Genomic DNA, 14,364 nt, shown 5'->3' on the forward strand with positions numbered 1-14,364 from the left:
AAACATCGCATCGCTCCCGGGAGAGATCTAATGCTGAGGCGGGTCCGGCATAGACGAATGCTATTCCCAACAGAGCAATGAAAGGCCTGCCCCGTAGAGTCGTTCTACTTGCTTTCATCGCGATGAGTGTTTCCTTTGAAGTTGGGGCGGCCTGGTATGGGTACCACACCCTGGGCAGTCCTACCAAGGAGGGGCGATGGCAAAGGAAAAGGCGAAGGTTGCTGCAGACGCGAGCGGGGCGTGGTTCGAGGAAGATTTCGTCCTGCGAACTCTTGGGAACTTCGGGCATGATTACGAGACCGCACTTACCGAACTCGTGGCCAATGCGTGGGACGCAGGTGCTGCTCGCGTCAACCGTGCTGGGCGGCATGCAAATCTATTTGACGAGTGCAACCTGAACCTGCAAGCATCAGGAGGTCGCCAAGGGAATGACACAGGGGGAAGTAGGATGAATAACTATTCAATATGCCTCATTTTTTTGACCGGTCTGATTTTTTCAGCAACTTCGGTGGCCCAAACTAAAAAAGTCACCTATTACTACAGTGATCAGCAGGGCACCGTACTCGCAACGGCTGACGAAAGCGGGAACATCATCGACCAGTTCGATCATCGTCCTTTCGGCGAAGAGGCCATGGCGCCTAAGACCGACGACCCCGGTTTTACCGGTCATGTCGAGGACACCGAATCCGATTTCATATATATGCAACAGCGGTATTACGACCCCACGGTCGGCCGCTTTGTGTCCGTCGATCCAGCACCTGTCGATACAGTAAAGCTCCACAACATCGCTCGATATACCTACGCGAATGACAATCCGTATCTTTTCATCGACCCTGATGGCCGTGAAGCGTCGCTTTACTGGGCTTCGCCAACGAACGTTACCGCAACCATCCGATACTCTATGTCAGGCGGACGCCTTCCGTTCGACCGAACAGCGATACGGCTACAAACAGAAAGCAGTCTTTCTGGCCTCGTCGATATCAATGGATCCATTGTTCGGGTTACAACGCACCTGGAATACACCCCAAGTTTGTCGGGTCAGAAAGGAATTGCTAACGTTAACGTCGTCAAAGATACAAACGGCGTCACAAAGAGCGGAAGATCGGAAACAGACAAGATCGGTGGGAACAACATGACGGTAGGCGCGACGGGCGCCGATGCAGCCGTTGAATCAACGGTAGCGCATGAGTTCGGACACATCGCAGGCGCAGGAGATCAGTACAAGGGTGGCATTGACGTAAGCGGTAATAGACTTTCCGCCGATGTTCCGGGAGGCCCGAATATCATGAAGGTTTTGGGCGACAACAAGGCGAACGATCAAACGCTGAAAGAGATCGTGAACTCGAATACAAACACCAATTCTTGTGCGGCTGGCATACATGCAGCTAGCGGCGGATGCTGATGAAAAAACTCATCTACTTTCTTCTTCTGCTATTGGGATCGCAGCCGCTTAACGCCAGCGATCTATCTGAAGCACCGAGCGCACCTCCCAACACCTGCTCAGCACGGTTCGGTGAATGGTGCGTATTGCAGGATGTATCGACAAAGTTTGTCGATAGAACTCAGGAAAGGGATGTCATCGAGTTGTCACCTGCAAATCCGCACCCTTATCAACAATCGATAGTTGTACTTGCAGAACATGGATGCCTTGAAGGTTTTTCCAGCGAGATGACGTATGCAGGGCTTGAACTTGACCGACCTTACGCTGGAGGAACCAAGGACGCCCTAAGTGTAAAACTAAGCCAATCTTGTACCCTGCGGATACTGCTCCCCCGCTGGAGCGGTGACTCCCTGGACTGGCCATACCGTACAGGCCTTTCACTTATTCGCCCTTGCCCTGATGAACAATGCAGAGGCCCGTCTATTGGCGACTTGAGGTCTAAATTTGAAATCAAGTATCGCCGCCAAATTATCCGTCCTTGATTTCAGCTGCGGTAAGACTCTGAACCGAGTCACCCTCCATATGCGCAAGAACATCAGAATGCATAGCTGCGCGCAGCGATCAAATTCCGAAAGGACCGGACCCGATGAATGGTCGCGGCGGATACGTCGATCCAGTCACGGGCGCACAACGTATTCTTTCGCATGGACTTGCGCGGGCACGAGCTACTGCCACGCCGCGCGCTCTCCCCTAGCGGCTTCATCGAAGTCGGCCGTGGCTGCACGACGGTGACACTAGATCGATCCGGAATATCGATCAACCGAACTTCAAGCCGTCCAGGCACTTCAATCCTAGGCCTCATCGAATCGGGTGGATGCATCAGCATGAGTGACATACCGAGCCCGAGGTGAAGCACCGTGGCGATGCCGAAGAAGACACCTCTGCCAACCCATCCGGGCCGGAACTTTCGCCATACAGTTACGGGCATCCCGGGCGAGTTCCTCTTGGATTGAAATATGCGTCCCATCAGATTTCGTGTCGTCCATGCGACCCACTCACGCGAGCATACGATGATGCTTCTATGCCGTGTCCTTGACGCTACTCACTGCATCCCAATGAGCCTCTGCTCTTGCATCGCTCATCTTCTGCAGGCCTCGCAGCGTCATGGCCGCGATTGCCTCTAGCGATAGTGAAAGCTGCTTGCAGTCAAGTTCTTCCGCCTCATGAACCAGATCGGCGAGTGTTGCCGTGACGCCTCGGGCGTATTGCAGCCACATCGTTGCGTCGTTTAGCAAGTCGTGGGTGGATGGCCGATATTCTGCGTGGCTCGGATCATCCACGGGTCGTACGTTTTCGCTTGGGGTCCTCATCTCGCTCTCCTTTTGTCGCCACACCGCGCTCTAACGTGGCACGACAGGCAACGTACCTGCCGCGCCACGGACCATAGGATCGCGGGTTCTCCGGCTCGCCCGTGTCCGGGCGCCGGGTGGCTTGATTGACGAAGTGGGTGCGGCGATGACCGTCCGTGAGGCGCACCAGGCTTGACGCCTGCCTCATTCGATCAAGAAATGCCTCAAAGATGGGCCTCGCCGCGGTTCTTCAACCGTGCCTGCGGCTTATGCAGGCGGTCCGTTGACCGGGGAGGTGTCGCCGGGGGGATTCGGCGGGCGAGCGAGTGCCGTATAGTCGGGGGTAGCCATAATCAACTCTTGTTTAGTCGGTTGTGGTTAGCGAGTCAGGGGTGCTCGAACACCTCTGGCTCGCGACTTTCACCGCCGAGGCGGTGGTTGCCTGCGCAGGCGGTTCGACGTTGGTGCGCGGGCGACGAGAGCAACGTATCAGATTGGGTTGGGGTTGTGTGGGGGAATTCTTGATGACTTGCGATGTGATGCGTGATGTCGTTGCCGAAGGTCTCTATGACACATCGAGCACGGCTCGGGATGATCAGTTCTTTGCCCACGAACTCATCCGATTTTTCAGAATAGTCTGATTCCCCTCGCACAATTTCCCAGCGACTTCGCCCGTCACAGGCCCACCACCGCATCGCCCGCCCCATAGTCCTCAGGAGGGGCGGAATCCGGCTGCACGCAGACACTCAGGCTTTCTTGAGAAAGCACACCTTGAGCACGAGGCCCTTGATCTTCTCCGAGCTCCCCTCGATGTGCTCAGCATCGCCTTCCACAAGGCGGATGTTGCGGATAACAGTGCCCTGCTTGAGCGGGATGGATGAGCCTTTTACTTTCAGGTCCTTGATAACCACGACAGCGTCGCCGTTGTTGAGCACATTGCCATGGACATCGCGTACCACAGCGACACCTTCCTCGATGGTGGAAGGTTGTTCTGGCCATTCGTGTGCGCAATCGGGGCAGATATACATGCCTCCATCACTGTACGTGTTCTCCATGCCGCAGATAGGACAGGCTGGAATGCTGGGCGAGTTCATGGGTAGATCCCTTCACAAGAAAGCGGGTGCATTATTTTCTCGCCATGAACGGTGCCGGGTAGAGGCATGTCTATGAGCGAGACGTTGTGACAAGGCGTTCATTATATCTTGCCCGCTTCTGCACCGGTCCCTGCGATATGCGACTATCCTTTCATAACCATAGGAGAGAGGTCGCCGGATATGCATAACAGAGCCAAGATCGGCCTGCTATTCGTCTGTGCCATAACCATCGGAGCGGAAGCCTACGCCATGTCTGAATCTCGCAGCGCACCGGGGACATTTCCCGTATCAGCGCCTTTCGCGCTCGATGCCGCGGGCAACAGCATCACCATCCCATTCGACGTCAATGGCGGCAATGTGGATGCCAAGCGGCACCTTATGATCGGGGTCGATGTGCCCCATGCAGCGGACTTCCCGGCAGTGGATGACGTCCGACTCCACGCTCGGCTGCTCCGTGTCCGTATCGTCTACGACGACCACGGCACCCATGTGCCGATTGAGACCGAAGACACCGAAACGATCATCGCCGGGAATACGGGTAAGGCACGCCCCCGTACCGACCCGACTGTGTGCCGTCTCCATCTTTATGCAGGTGTCGATGACGTATCGAACCTCTCGGCCTGTGGTTTCTACGCCAGGCGCGATGGGCATTACATCGCCGAGATATCGACGATCGAGCCGATGCCCGCTTTCAAGGGCGTCGCCACCACCATACGCGTAGACGATTACTACAACACCGGCGAGTAATGGAGGAACGTATATGGACAAGGATAGGTACACCGTAACGGTTTACGCCGCCGCGCCCGGAACGCCCCTTACACAAGAGAAGGAACCAGGCGCCACATCCACGCCTGGGCACATGTACTACACCACGCAAAAGAATGGGGAGCCTCCGCAGAGCTACGGCTTCGCCCCCGTCAAGCACGGGTCCATCGATGGTCCAGGCCATGTCGTGCGAGACGACGTCGTCAACTACAAGGACCCGCTGTATTCGAGAACCATGGAGATCTCGAAGGACCAATACGACAAGCTGAACAACTACGGTAATCATCCGAAGGAAAACGGCTTTGACACCTACTACAAGGATGCCCGGAATAACTGCGTCGACTTCACCTGGTCGGCACTGAACCACGCGAACATCAAGCGTACCGAGGTCGGCAAGGACAAACAGCCGGTCGAGAAGGACGGTCCGGATGCCCTGCGGCCCTCCCACAACGTGGATGGGCTCAAAAGCATCAAGGATCCCGTGCCGGGAAGCGACCTCAATTCGCAGCACAGCAATCCCATGCCGAAGAACCGGGGTCCGCTTCAGTGGATGCTGAGCGAGGAGAACCGCGGCATGGACGACCCGCTCCATCCGGGCAACGGCATGTACCGTCAGGCGTACAGCGGCGTCGAGGCGCTGAACGCCAAACATGGCGTGGCCGCGTCGGAGCGGGACAGGGACTTTGCCGGTGCGATTGCCGCGAACGCCAAGGCCCAGGGCCTGGACCGGGTGGACCACGTTATCCTAAGTGACGACGGCAGCAAGACCTTTGCTGTCCAGGGAAACCTGCAAAGCACGCATGGGCTTGACCGGCAGATCGCACAGATGCAAACCACTGACGCGCTCAGTACGCCATTAGCCCAGAGCAGCCAGGCGTGGGCCCAGCACGCTGCGCGATCCGACCTGGCTGCCAGCCAGCAACAGGCATTGGCCCAAACGCAAACGCAGAACGACGCACAGCAGAGCCAGCAGACAGCTCCGTCGATGCGGATGGCCTGACTGCTACGGCATGATTCCAGGCCACGTGCTTGCCACCAACCAAGGGGACGACTACATGAAGACCGCAAGGCTCATTGCCTTCGTAGCGATAGGTATGGCGGCCGCGGCGGGCATGCCGGCGCCCGCTACTGCACAGGGCGCGCCCACTGCAACGGATGCTGCAGCTGTCTACAAGGCGTTCCTGCATGATTGGATGGGCAAGAGCCACCAACCCATCAACGTGGCGCGCGTCGCCGAGCCGATGCACCCCGAGGGTGCCGACGGCGGTTGCGAGGGCCACCCCGAGATCGAGGCGCTCATCAAGCAGCCCGCTGAGCGCATTGATGATCTCAGCACGGTGCTCGGGCCGGATCCGTCCATCCACTATGTTGACCCGTCGACCTGGCACCCTACCGACCCGCAGCACCTGATCGCACAGGGAAAGTCGGTCAAGGCGGCCGTGAAGGAGGGCATGTCAGCGGCCTTGCTCACCTTCTCGGCGATCGCCTTCAACGAACGCCGTGACGTGGCGGTTTTCAACTACTCCTTCGTATGCGGCGGACTGTGCGGAAACGGCGGGATCACGGTCATGCGTAAGAAAGGGAGCACATGGGAACCCGATCCCCGGCAGTGCACCCAGTGGATTTCTGAGACGATGCCGCTAGATCGTCAGTTGCGCATTGCCTACAGGTGACCTGACCGGGGGTTGATCGCTTGGGCTTCCGGGATTGCCTTTTCTAGTGCCGTTACCGCTGACGCGACGAAATCACAGACAGGGCCCCTGACGCGTCACGGTCCAGGTCAACGAAGTGCCCGTCCGGAAATCGCGGGAGCCGCAGTGGTCGCTCATGCCACTCATCGTCTTTTGCGTAAGCTGTCCTAGCCCACGGGAAGTCGTGGTTCTCCGAGACATGTAATGAGGACAACCCAGTCACCGGGGTGATTCTGATTCCCCAGACATCCATGCGGCTTTCTTCGATGGTCGACTCGTCGTGCGGCAGCCAAAACCCCGGATAGATGGTTCGCGAATGATCTTCCGCCAAGGCGATCGCATCAGGGATGACCGCCCAGATCTCCGGCAACAGTTCGTCCGTTTGCGAAAGGCATGCGAGACACCCCTTCTGATGGGGGCACCGCACCCAAACCAGTCGACGCCCCACCTGGTACTCCGACCGGAAGAAGCCATCAGGGTCTTCGTAAAGGCCCAGCGGCTGTTCGTCTTGAAGCCTAACCACGCGATTCTCCCAGTCCATGAAGGTCTTGTCCGAAGCAGTACGATAGACGCTTTGGGCCCCTGATGTCGCGTTCATGAACCTGGCGTTTTGGCGGACGGCCAGCTCGTCGCAGTGGTGCGGCAGTATGCCCTGACCGACGGAACACGGCCGCCTTTTGCGAGTGCGCGGCGTTCCCGCATCGCCTGGACCTAAGCGTCGTCGGCGGGGTGACCTATGTGCTGGCGGATGGCATAAGCAACGAGCACTCGATGTCGCTTCACCACGAGGTCGGCGACGGTTGCGCGCGATGATCATTGAATATCCGCGTGGCCGCTCCAGAAACAATCCACGGTGAAGAAGTCCGCTGGCCTGCCGTTAACCCCTGGACGCACCGCACAGCCGCCGGACGGGCGCCCCCCGTTCCTGCAATGACCATGCCCTGCCCCATCTCGCGCTGAAGGACCATCGCCATGCCCTTTTACTTCAGGCACTCCATCAAAGCCGGCCCCTTCCGGGTCAACCTGTCGAAATCCGGCGTGGGCCTGTCCGTCGGCGTTCGCGGATTTCGCGTTGGGGTCGGCCCCAAAGGCCACTACATCCATGCGGGCGGCCACGGGATCTACTACCGGCAGACGGGCCAGTTCCGGAAATCAACACCCGTCCGGACGACGACGCCCCAGGCGATGCCCGAACCGGCCCGGGATACGCCCATGCCCGAGGCCTGGGTCACCGAGGATGGCGTGGTGATGCGACGTGTCATATCAGACACCATTGAGTCCATGTCTGGCGGGTCACGCCAGGACGCGGTCGACAGCCTCAACGAGGCACGACGCCGCCTCCCCCTCTTTGGCCCCAGCGCCGTCTTCGGAGTCGTTGCCAGCCTTTTTGCCATGGCCAATCTCGGCCAGACAGCAGCGGTGCTGTCGGTGGCCCTCCTCACCGGCCTTGCCGCATTTGCCCATCGGATTGACGCGGGGCGACGAGGCGTAGTCTTCGCCTACGACCTGAGCGACGCCGCAAAGGCGACGTTCGAAAACCTCACCAAATCCATGGACGCCGTTGGGCGCGCGCAGGGGCTCTGGTTCGTCGACGCGACGGGCGCGATCACCAATCTCACCGCCTGGAAGCGCAACGCCGGGGCCAGCCAGCTTGTGAGTAAGAAGCCAACGAGCGTGCGCTACGAGATGCCGCCAGGGGTGCACTCGAACGTCACGCCACCGTCCATCCGCGTGCAGAGCAAGACCCTGTATTTCCTGCCGGACTGCGTACTGGTAAGGGACGGCACGCGGTACGGGTCGGTTTCATACCAGGAACTGCAAGTTGCAACCCGGCCGGGCCGCTTCATTGTCGAAAGCGCGCCACGGGATGCCGAGGTTGTGGGCCACACCTGGCAGCACCCAAGAAAGGACGGTGGCCCCGACAGGCGCTTTGCCAACAACCGTCAGCTTCCGGTTTGCCTGTTTGAGGAATTCGGCCTTCTCAGCCCATCCGGACTCAAGGCAGCCCTCGTCGTTTCCCACCGCGCCGCGGCGTCGGCCGCCGACGCGGCGCTCCATGTGCTTGCGAGGGAAACCGTGGTCGTCAAGGCAACCGCGCCCGCGCTTCTCGACTACACGCCGTAATTCCGCCGCGCGCCCGGTACAGGCAACGACAAGTGCAAGTACCGCCGGACGATGACGCATGTACCCGGTCCAGCGCTTACGACCCAACGCTTCATTCTTGTTTCCCTCTGAATGACCACTACGATCGCGTGGGCTTCTTCATCGCTGCCAGCTAAGGGCGAGCCTCATCCCACATGTCTACCGAGCTGTCCCACCGGCCGCGCCACGCGTTCAAGTCATCGACTCGCACCGCACGACCGCTAATCTCCCGTTTCATTGCTTTCTTCTGATCGCATTCACCTTGAAATCCGAGCGGGCTCTGAAGGTCAATCGTGGTCGACACCAGGATGCGCATCGCCGATTCTGAAACACTAGCGATTTCAACGACGCCATCTTTTGCAGCACCATAGCAGCCGTGCTTCCCAGGAAACGAACTGGGCCCAGCACTGAAAAACACGAAAACACTTTGGCTAGAAATGTCCAGCTTATCGCCCGCACGCGGCTTGGAATGGAAGACAACTGTCACCTTCTCGAATGCATCGTCATCGCTACGCTTGGCAGGCCAGTAGCGGCGGGTCGCGACGACATACCCCTCGCCCCGCTCAATGCGATGGCATGCAAACATGCGTTCTTTCGCGGGAGAATTCTGGCACGAAGTCACGTCTACCGTTGCATGATCGATCGAAAACGCTTCCTCCTCCGCCCAACACGATGGCGAAGTGAGCAAGAGGGCGCACATCACGAGCTTATTTTTTGCAGCCACAACCGGCCTCCCCGGACTTAATCGCTTCGGACTGCGCTTCGGAACGACGATTGGCCTCATCGTAAACGGCCTTATGCGCCTTGCCTGAGCCGCTGAACATGCCACGTGTTTTATGCAGCGCCTCGTGCACAATTGTGTAATAGAGATCTACCAATTCGACGCCAGACAAGGGTTTCAGGTAGTACGTCGACAGGTGCATCGTCCCGCTGAAATGATTGTATTCGCCCACTTGAAGGATGGGTCGACCGTCCGTATCGAGTTGCGATGGCATCGCTTCAACCACGGGAGCCGTCGTTGGGAATTTCAGGTCCTTTTCCGTCTTTTTTGCCAACGCCAGCATGCAATTGATGTCTGCCTGGGTAAGACCCCAAAGATCGTACAGCGACACTGGATTGCTGCTCACATAAGCGTAGGAATTCGGCTCACCGGCCAAGCCCGACTGACAAGTAGTGGACATGAATGGCTTGGCGGTCGGCGTTTGGCATGGCGTGCGTCTGCACCGACTCGCCCTCGTCATCGGCGGCCACGACATACTCCAGCCGCCGGTCGATTTCACCTAGGCTGTCGAGCGTCGCCGTGAGGCGCACGCGCAAGCGCGGCACATCCCCGGCGTCGATGAGTTGCATCTGCGAGAAAAATACGGGGATCGCGCCAGTGGCCTTGCCTGCCTTGGCTTCCGACAACGCAAACTCTGCCTCGATCCAGAGCGAGGCGACCTCGCCCTCTTTAGGAGCCTGTCTTTGGGAACGTGAAAATCCGAACGGACGACCTGGCGTAATCCAGGATCGGTCCCGAACATGCGGCACAACGCCGTGAGCGCCGCCGTCTTACCGACTCCGTTCGGCCCGATGAGGAACGTCATGGGTTCCAGATCAATCGTGGTCGGCGCGGGGCCGAACGACTGGAAATTGCTCACGGTCACACGCACCAACTTCATGGCATCCCCTGCGAAGCCAAGCTCAGGCACTTCCTGAGCCAACGAGAACACCATGATAGCGACCATCGCACCGCTGCGAATCCTTTACAGGTCGCATCCCCGCACGTGACGTCAGGGGTCGGCACGGGTCAGGCCCGAGGCTTCTGTCCGATGGACTCAATTCTGAGCGCCCGACAAGGACTACAAGGCGAACAGCCGCATCCAGATGCGGACGAGACGCCGAGACACCCCTGTCCTGACCGCGCGATTCCGACGACACTTCGTCACGCTTTGGTGCGCTCCGACGAATGTGGCCGAGGCGCCAGAATGGCGCGGTCGGATGCTGGTGGGCCTGAACCTGTCGGGTCACATGACGTGGGCCGCAGCGTGAGGAACGGCTGGTCATCGAGGCACATATTCGGCAGGTCTGATGGAAATACTTGTTGCGACGGAGCGTCGATGGTCCCTGCCCAACCCCATCACGGCTGTGACGGACGCCTTGGCAAGGCTGGCATCAATGAAGGCGTTAACGTTTCGCCCGAATCGACTATGCCGAAGCGTGGCCCTCCCAAATCAAGCACTTCACTATGACGACGTCTTCCTTGGGGTGTAGGTCGGTAAGCATAAATTTTCAATGCCTGACCTTCCGCGCTCTTCGACACTGGGTGCCGCCCGCGGCGTCACCGCGTGCGCTTCTGCAAATGTCTCACTTGAAGATCACAGATGCTTCAGCTCTCAGTTCTAGATATTGCCAATCTCAGGTGAACGCCGCAGGAAACAGTGCGTGCAAAGGAAAGTACAAAGCGTAAGTCAGCGTGAGCGAACCTAGGGCAAACCAAGTGGCAACCTGAGCGCATCCTACCAACGCTGCTTTTTTTGATCGCAACCCATCGGCTTCATTCACAATGTTGGCAAGGTTTTCCATCTGCCCATTGAGAAAATTATTGTGCTTCGCCTGGACTAGCGCCGTTCCTTGCGCGATCAGATCACGCACTTCTTGAGTTAGCGCTGCTTCGCCGTACGGGAGCGGATACTCCCGCAGGCGCATCGCACGAATGGCCAACACGACCCCAACGATGCTCGCGATTAAAGTCACGATCGCGGCGCCCCCGAGGAACTTGACCCAACTGACTGCGTCGCTGGCCACGTTAGGCGACCACTTGACCAAGGCGATCGTCGCGGGGATGACCACGCCTGAAACGCCCGCGCACATCTGGGCTTTTGCATCGAGCCCAAGATACACCTTGGTGATATCGTCGTAGGACTTCTCAAGCCCTTTGATGGCGACGCTGAGTGCGTCACATTGCAGTTCTTCCGAAGTCTTGGACATGATTGCCGTTCATCCAGCATTCTTTTTGACTGCGCGCCGTGCCGCTGTCTTCTTTGCACTGGCCTTCATAATGGAAGGACCACGCTTGACCCGCCCCTGCGGCAGGTGGCGGGAGCAATAGTTCTTGCCCGGTGCAGCGAGTCGCGTGCACGGACCGTCGTCTACAGAAATGCACCGATTTTTCCTAGTTTCCATCCGCCCCTACTCCTGGCTTGCGTTCGGTTCGACGCAGCATGCGTCGATCAAAGGCCAACGCCGTGCCCTTCCTGACGAGATAATGCAGGATACATCGGGCAAGGTCTGTAGGCGCATTCCTACACGGTTGAGGCCACGAGCACGGGCCATTGCTTCTTGGGTTCGTTCGCCTTGGGCGAGCCTTTCGGATGCTGCGAGGAAATCGGGGGCGCAGCCATCTTCACTACCCAAGGCGGCCCGTCAGCGCCACTTAGCGTCGATGACCTAGGCTAGGCCCGTGAGGGTGGAACCACAAGCCTCTGCCCAATCGGCCAACTGCAGCGCATCCAAGCGGATGACCCCACGCTCGGCGCTTGAGATGTAGGACTGGGGGCTGCACGCACGCTAGATCAGGACTTCATATACGCAGAGATTGTTTATCCAATGTTTTGATATTTTGTGTCGAGCTACGTTAGCCTCTCCCCACCGGCCATGACGGCCTTACTATGGGGCTGCAACAAACCCCTGCTAACGCGTTGATCGGGCGGGCGTCAATTTCTGCGCGAAGCGCGTGGACACCCCCGTACCACTCAGAATGAATACGAGAAAGCGCGAAGGCAGAGCGCCTGCGGTCGCTGTCGATTCCTCCCCTTCGGCGCTTGCGCGACTCGCCTTCGGTCAGAACGGCCTTCTGCGCTGACCCCGCTCAGCGTGCCGTTGAGACACTGCGCGCACGCTCGCGCCTCATGGGGCGAGATGGGCACCTGCTATCTTCGGTAGCCCAGCGTCGAATCTCTGCGATGCCCGTTCGAGGATGGCTTTCCCCGAGGAACGATCCCATGACCACCGAGCGTTACGTCACCGATTTACCCATCACGCCGCAGGACTTTGCTGAGTCTGGATGGAGCACCGCATTGGCCGTCTCGCGCGACGGCTATCCGTCTATGTGGCAAGCACTGTCGGCCGCCGCGCGGGAAGCCATCGCCGAGGGCCGGAGCGCCCAGGGCAAGGTGCTTTGGTTGCTGGCAGATGCTTGCTCTATGATGCTGTCGCCTTCGAGCGTCAACGAGCCCTTCAAACCTTACGCCGTCCTCCACGACCGACGATCGGTGATCCCCGACGACCTGCGCCAGGAGGACCTTGCTTTCTTCTCCGCGATTGCGCTGCAGGTCGCCGAACCATGGCTGAAGGCGCGGTTGTGCGATTTGGTCTGGCTCAAAGTACGCCCGCGCGATGTCATTTACGCGCTTGGCGCGATCGACGCTTACGGGGCCCTGCCCTTGGACAGTGAGACGTGGGTGCGCGGCGGGCGCGAGGGCTGGCAACGTGCGCTTGGATTGGCTCGCATGCTCAAGGCCGGTGCCGGCGACCGGCTTGCGCGGATGGAAGTTGCCATCGTGACCGCATTCGAGGCCGCGGTTGCTTCAGACGGATACCTAGCGCTGTGGTTGGCCGACCTGCTCGACGCCAACAGCTTGGGGCGCGATCGCTCACTTCCGATCGCCCAGCGACTGGAAGCGATGGGACATGCATTCGACGGCGAGGGCGACCTTCACCGCGCTCGCGACTACTTCGCGGCGGCGGAACAGTGGTACGCGCGAGGCACCGACCACGACAAAGCCGTCGGCATGATCGTAGCCGTTGCCGAAGGGTGGGCCAAAGAGGCCGCAGCCCATGGAGGATTTCACACGCCAAGCCACCTGATGGCAGCCAATGGCTATGAGAACGCGATCCAGGTGTACCGCCGCGTGCCGAAGGCTAAGCGCGCGGAGCATCGGGTCGATGAGCGCATTGGCGAGTTGCGTGCGCGATTGAATGAATCGGGCGCCAAGTCTTTGGGCGAGATGGGCGTGATTGAAAGCCCGGCCCAGGACATCACTGCGCTAGTCGAGCGAGCGCGCAAGGCCGTTAGCGGAAAATCAGCTCAGGCTGCGCTCGTCGCGTTTGCCGGGCTGCACCGGGGCGTTAGGGTGGCCGAGTCGCGAACAGCGGTCATCGACCGGACCCGCCAGTTTCCGCTGTCCTCGTTCTTCGGTGCGACCATGCTCAGCCGCGACGGACGCGTGATCGCCAAGCGGCCCGCGATGAGCCTGGGCGCGGCGCCGACGGCCGACGATGAAGTGGCCATCCGTGCCGAGATGGTGCGCGACTTTGGCATCTTGGTGCAGATCGTCGTCTGCGGGGACATCTTGCCGGCCCTTGAGGTGCTGCAACAAGAACACCGGCTGCGCGAAAGTGATTTCGTGGGCTTGGCTCAGCAATCGCCCATCGTGCCTAAGGACCGAGCCACCTTGTTCGGAAAGGCCCTCTTCGCTGGATACGACCATGACTTTGTCACGGCCCTGCATCTACTGGTGCCGCAGATGGAGCACTTGGTGCGCGTCCATCTGAAACAGGCTGGTGCGACGACCACGAACATCGACCTGGATGGAATTCAGAACGAGAACGGCATGAGCACGCTGATGGACCTTCCGCAAGCAGAACAGGTGTTCGGCGAGGACCTGGTGTTCGAGCTGCGATCGTTGTTCTGCGACGCTTTCGGACCGAATCTGCGCAACGAATTGGCCCACGGCTTGCTGGATGAAGACGGCTGCAACTCGATCTTCTCGGTATACGCTTGGTGGTTGGCCCTGCGATTGACCGTCAGCGCCTGGTGGAACGCGTCCCGCAGGCAGGCCGCGGACGCGGAGAAACCTCCATCGGAGGCTGCGGACGATGTTGGCGCAGCAGACTAGTTTGGCGTCATGCTACCTACGGCTACGGGGCTGCCGTCAACGGGAGCGCCATGGCTTCTCGGC

Annotated in this window: 14 protein-coding genes and 1 pseudogene; 7 read left to right on the plus strand and 8 right to left on the minus strand. The window is 59.3% G+C overall.

What is annotated here, in order from left to right; genetic code table 11:
• Positions 1-196: 196 nt before the first annotated feature.
• Complete coding sequence (locus tag VGN46_RS14165; RefSeq protein WP_331644364.1) at positions 197-1,402, plus strand: RHS repeat-associated core domain-containing protein; 1,206 nt, start codon at positions 197-199, stop codon at positions 1,400-1,402.
• On the plus strand, positions 1,402-1,923 hold the full coding sequence (locus tag VGN46_RS14170) for a hypothetical protein (protein WP_331644365.1): 522 nt from the start codon (positions 1,402-1,404) through the stop codon (positions 1,921-1,923). The genes VGN46_RS14165 and VGN46_RS14170 overlap by 1 nt, the downstream gene beginning before the upstream one ends.
• Before the next feature lie 537 nt (positions 1,924-2,460).
• Here VGN46_RS14170 and VGN46_RS14175 read toward each other — a convergent pair.
• Entirely contained in the window at positions 2,461-2,721 is a 261-nt protein-coding gene (locus tag VGN46_RS14175) for a hypothetical protein (protein ID WP_331644366.1), read from the minus strand.
• Positions 2,722-3,476: 755 nt separating this feature from the next.
• Positions 3,477-3,824: a zinc ribbon domain-containing protein YjdM gene (locus VGN46_RS14180; protein ID WP_331644367.1), complete on the minus strand. Its 348-nt coding sequence runs from the start codon at positions 3,822-3,824 to the stop codon at positions 3,477-3,479.
• Between the two features lie 249 nt (positions 3,825-4,073).
• Here VGN46_RS14180 and VGN46_RS14185 point away from each other — a divergent pair, with 249 nt between their 5' ends.
• The 3 genes from VGN46_RS14185 to VGN46_RS14195 all read left to right on the plus strand — a co-directional run bounded on the left by VGN46_RS14185 (position 4,074) and on the right by VGN46_RS14195 (position 6,262).
• Positions 4,074-4,571 (plus strand): hypothetical protein, encoded by a 498-nt coding sequence (locus VGN46_RS14185; RefSeq protein ID WP_331644368.1) that lies wholly within the window; start codon positions 4,074-4,076, stop codon positions 4,569-4,571.
• Positions 4,572-4,683: 112 nt separating this feature from the next.
• On the plus strand, positions 4,684-5,589 hold the full coding sequence (locus VGN46_RS14190) for an XVIPCD domain-containing protein (protein ID WP_331644369.1): 906 nt from the start codon (positions 4,684-4,686) through the stop codon (positions 5,587-5,589).
• A gap of 25 nt (positions 5,590-5,614) precedes the next feature.
• The gene (locus VGN46_RS14195; RefSeq protein ID WP_331644370.1) at positions 5,615-6,262 is read left to right on the plus strand and encodes a hypothetical protein; all 648 of its coding nucleotides are present in this window, start codon (positions 5,615-5,617) and stop codon (positions 6,260-6,262) included.
• A 52-nt stretch (positions 6,263-6,314) separates the two neighbouring features.
• Here the strand turns inward: VGN46_RS14195 and VGN46_RS14200 are convergent, their stop codons facing one another.
• On the minus strand, positions 6,315-6,878 hold the full coding sequence (locus VGN46_RS14200) for a hypothetical protein (RefSeq protein ID WP_331644371.1): 564 nt from the start codon (positions 6,876-6,878) through the stop codon (positions 6,315-6,317).
• A gap of 374 nt (positions 6,879-7,252) precedes the next feature.
• Here VGN46_RS14200 and VGN46_RS14205 point away from each other — a divergent pair, with 374 nt between their 5' ends.
• Positions 7,253-8,404: a DUF4236 domain-containing protein gene (locus tag VGN46_RS14205; RefSeq protein ID WP_331644372.1), complete on the plus strand. Its 1,152-nt coding sequence runs from the start codon at positions 7,253-7,255 to the stop codon at positions 8,402-8,404.
• Between the two features lie 151 nt (positions 8,405-8,555).
• On the opposite strand, the gene VGN46_RS14210 is transcribed toward VGN46_RS14205, so the two are convergent.
• The 5 genes and pseudogenes from VGN46_RS14210 to VGN46_RS14230 all read right to left on the minus strand — a co-directional run bounded on the left by VGN46_RS14210 (position 8,556) and on the right by VGN46_RS14230 (position 11,392).
• Positions 8,556-9,146, minus strand: coding sequence for a hypothetical protein (locus tag VGN46_RS14210; protein ID WP_331644373.1), 591 nt, complete (start codon positions 9,144-9,146; stop codon positions 8,556-8,558).
• Entirely contained in the window at positions 9,130-9,549 is a 420-nt protein-coding gene (locus tag VGN46_RS14215; RefSeq protein ID WP_331644374.1) for a hypothetical protein, read from the minus strand. The genes VGN46_RS14210 and VGN46_RS14215 overlap by 17 nt, the downstream gene beginning before the upstream one ends.
• A 19-nt stretch (positions 9,550-9,568) precedes the next feature.
• Positions 9,569-9,829: a hypothetical protein gene (locus VGN46_RS14220; RefSeq protein ID WP_331644439.1), complete on the minus strand. Its 261-nt coding sequence runs from the start codon at positions 9,827-9,829 to the stop codon at positions 9,569-9,571.
• Between the two features lie 161 nt (positions 9,830-9,990).
• Positions 9,991-10,149 (minus strand): annotated as a pseudogene (locus VGN46_RS14225) (hypothetical protein); the annotation flags it as partial.
• Between the two features lie 670 nt (positions 10,150-10,819).
• Positions 10,820-11,392: a hypothetical protein gene (locus tag VGN46_RS14230; RefSeq protein WP_331644375.1), complete on the minus strand. Its 573-nt coding sequence runs from the start codon at positions 11,390-11,392 to the stop codon at positions 10,820-10,822.
• Positions 11,393-12,405: 1,013 nt separating this feature from the next.
• Between VGN46_RS14230 and VGN46_RS14235 the strand changes: the two genes are divergently transcribed.
• A complete protein-coding gene (locus VGN46_RS14235; RefSeq protein WP_331644376.1) occupies positions 12,406-14,301 on the plus strand; it encodes a DUF4209 domain-containing protein in 1,896 nt (631 codons plus the stop codon).
• Positions 14,302-14,364: the final 63 nt, after the last annotated feature.

This window comes from Luteibacter sp. (genome assembly GCF_036500425.1).
In the GTDB taxonomy this organism is placed as follows: Bacteria; Pseudomonadota; Gammaproteobacteria; order Xanthomonadales; family Rhodanobacteraceae; genus Luteibacter.

What these genes read in the sequence shown, in the direction of transcription:
- VGN46_RS14165 (WP_331644364.1), top strand. Translation starts at nt 197, where the DNA reads ATGGCAAAGGAAAAGGCGAAGGTTGCTGCAGACGCGAGCGGGGCGTGG.
- VGN46_RS14170 (WP_331644365.1), top strand. Translation starts at nt 1,402, where the DNA reads ATGAAAAAACTCATCTACTTTCTTCTTCTGCTATTGGGATCGCAGCCG.
- VGN46_RS14180 (WP_331644367.1), bottom strand. Translation starts at nt 3,824, where the DNA reads ATGAACTCGCCCAGCATTCCAGCCTGTCCTATCTGCGGCATGGAGAAC.
- VGN46_RS14185 (WP_331644368.1), top strand. Translation starts at nt 4,074, where the DNA reads ATGTCTGAATCTCGCAGCGCACCGGGGACATTTCCCGTATCAGCGCCT.
- VGN46_RS14190 (WP_331644369.1), top strand. Translation starts at nt 4,684, where the DNA reads ATGTACTACACCACGCAAAAGAATGGGGAGCCTCCGCAGAGCTACGGC.
- VGN46_RS14200 (WP_331644371.1), bottom strand. Translation starts at nt 6,878, where the DNA reads ATGAACGCGACATCAGGGGCCCAAAGCGTCTATCGTACTGCTTCGGAC.
- VGN46_RS14205 (WP_331644372.1), top strand. Translation starts at nt 7,253, where the DNA reads ATGCCCTTTTACTTCAGGCACTCCATCAAAGCCGGCCCCTTCCGGGTC.
- VGN46_RS14230 (WP_331644375.1), bottom strand. Translation starts at nt 11,392, where the DNA reads ATGTCCAAGACTTCGGAAGAACTGCAATGTGACGCACTCAGCGTCGCC.
- VGN46_RS14235 (WP_331644376.1), top strand. Translation starts at nt 12,406, where the DNA reads ATGACCACCGAGCGTTACGTCACCGATTTACCCATCACGCCGCAGGAC.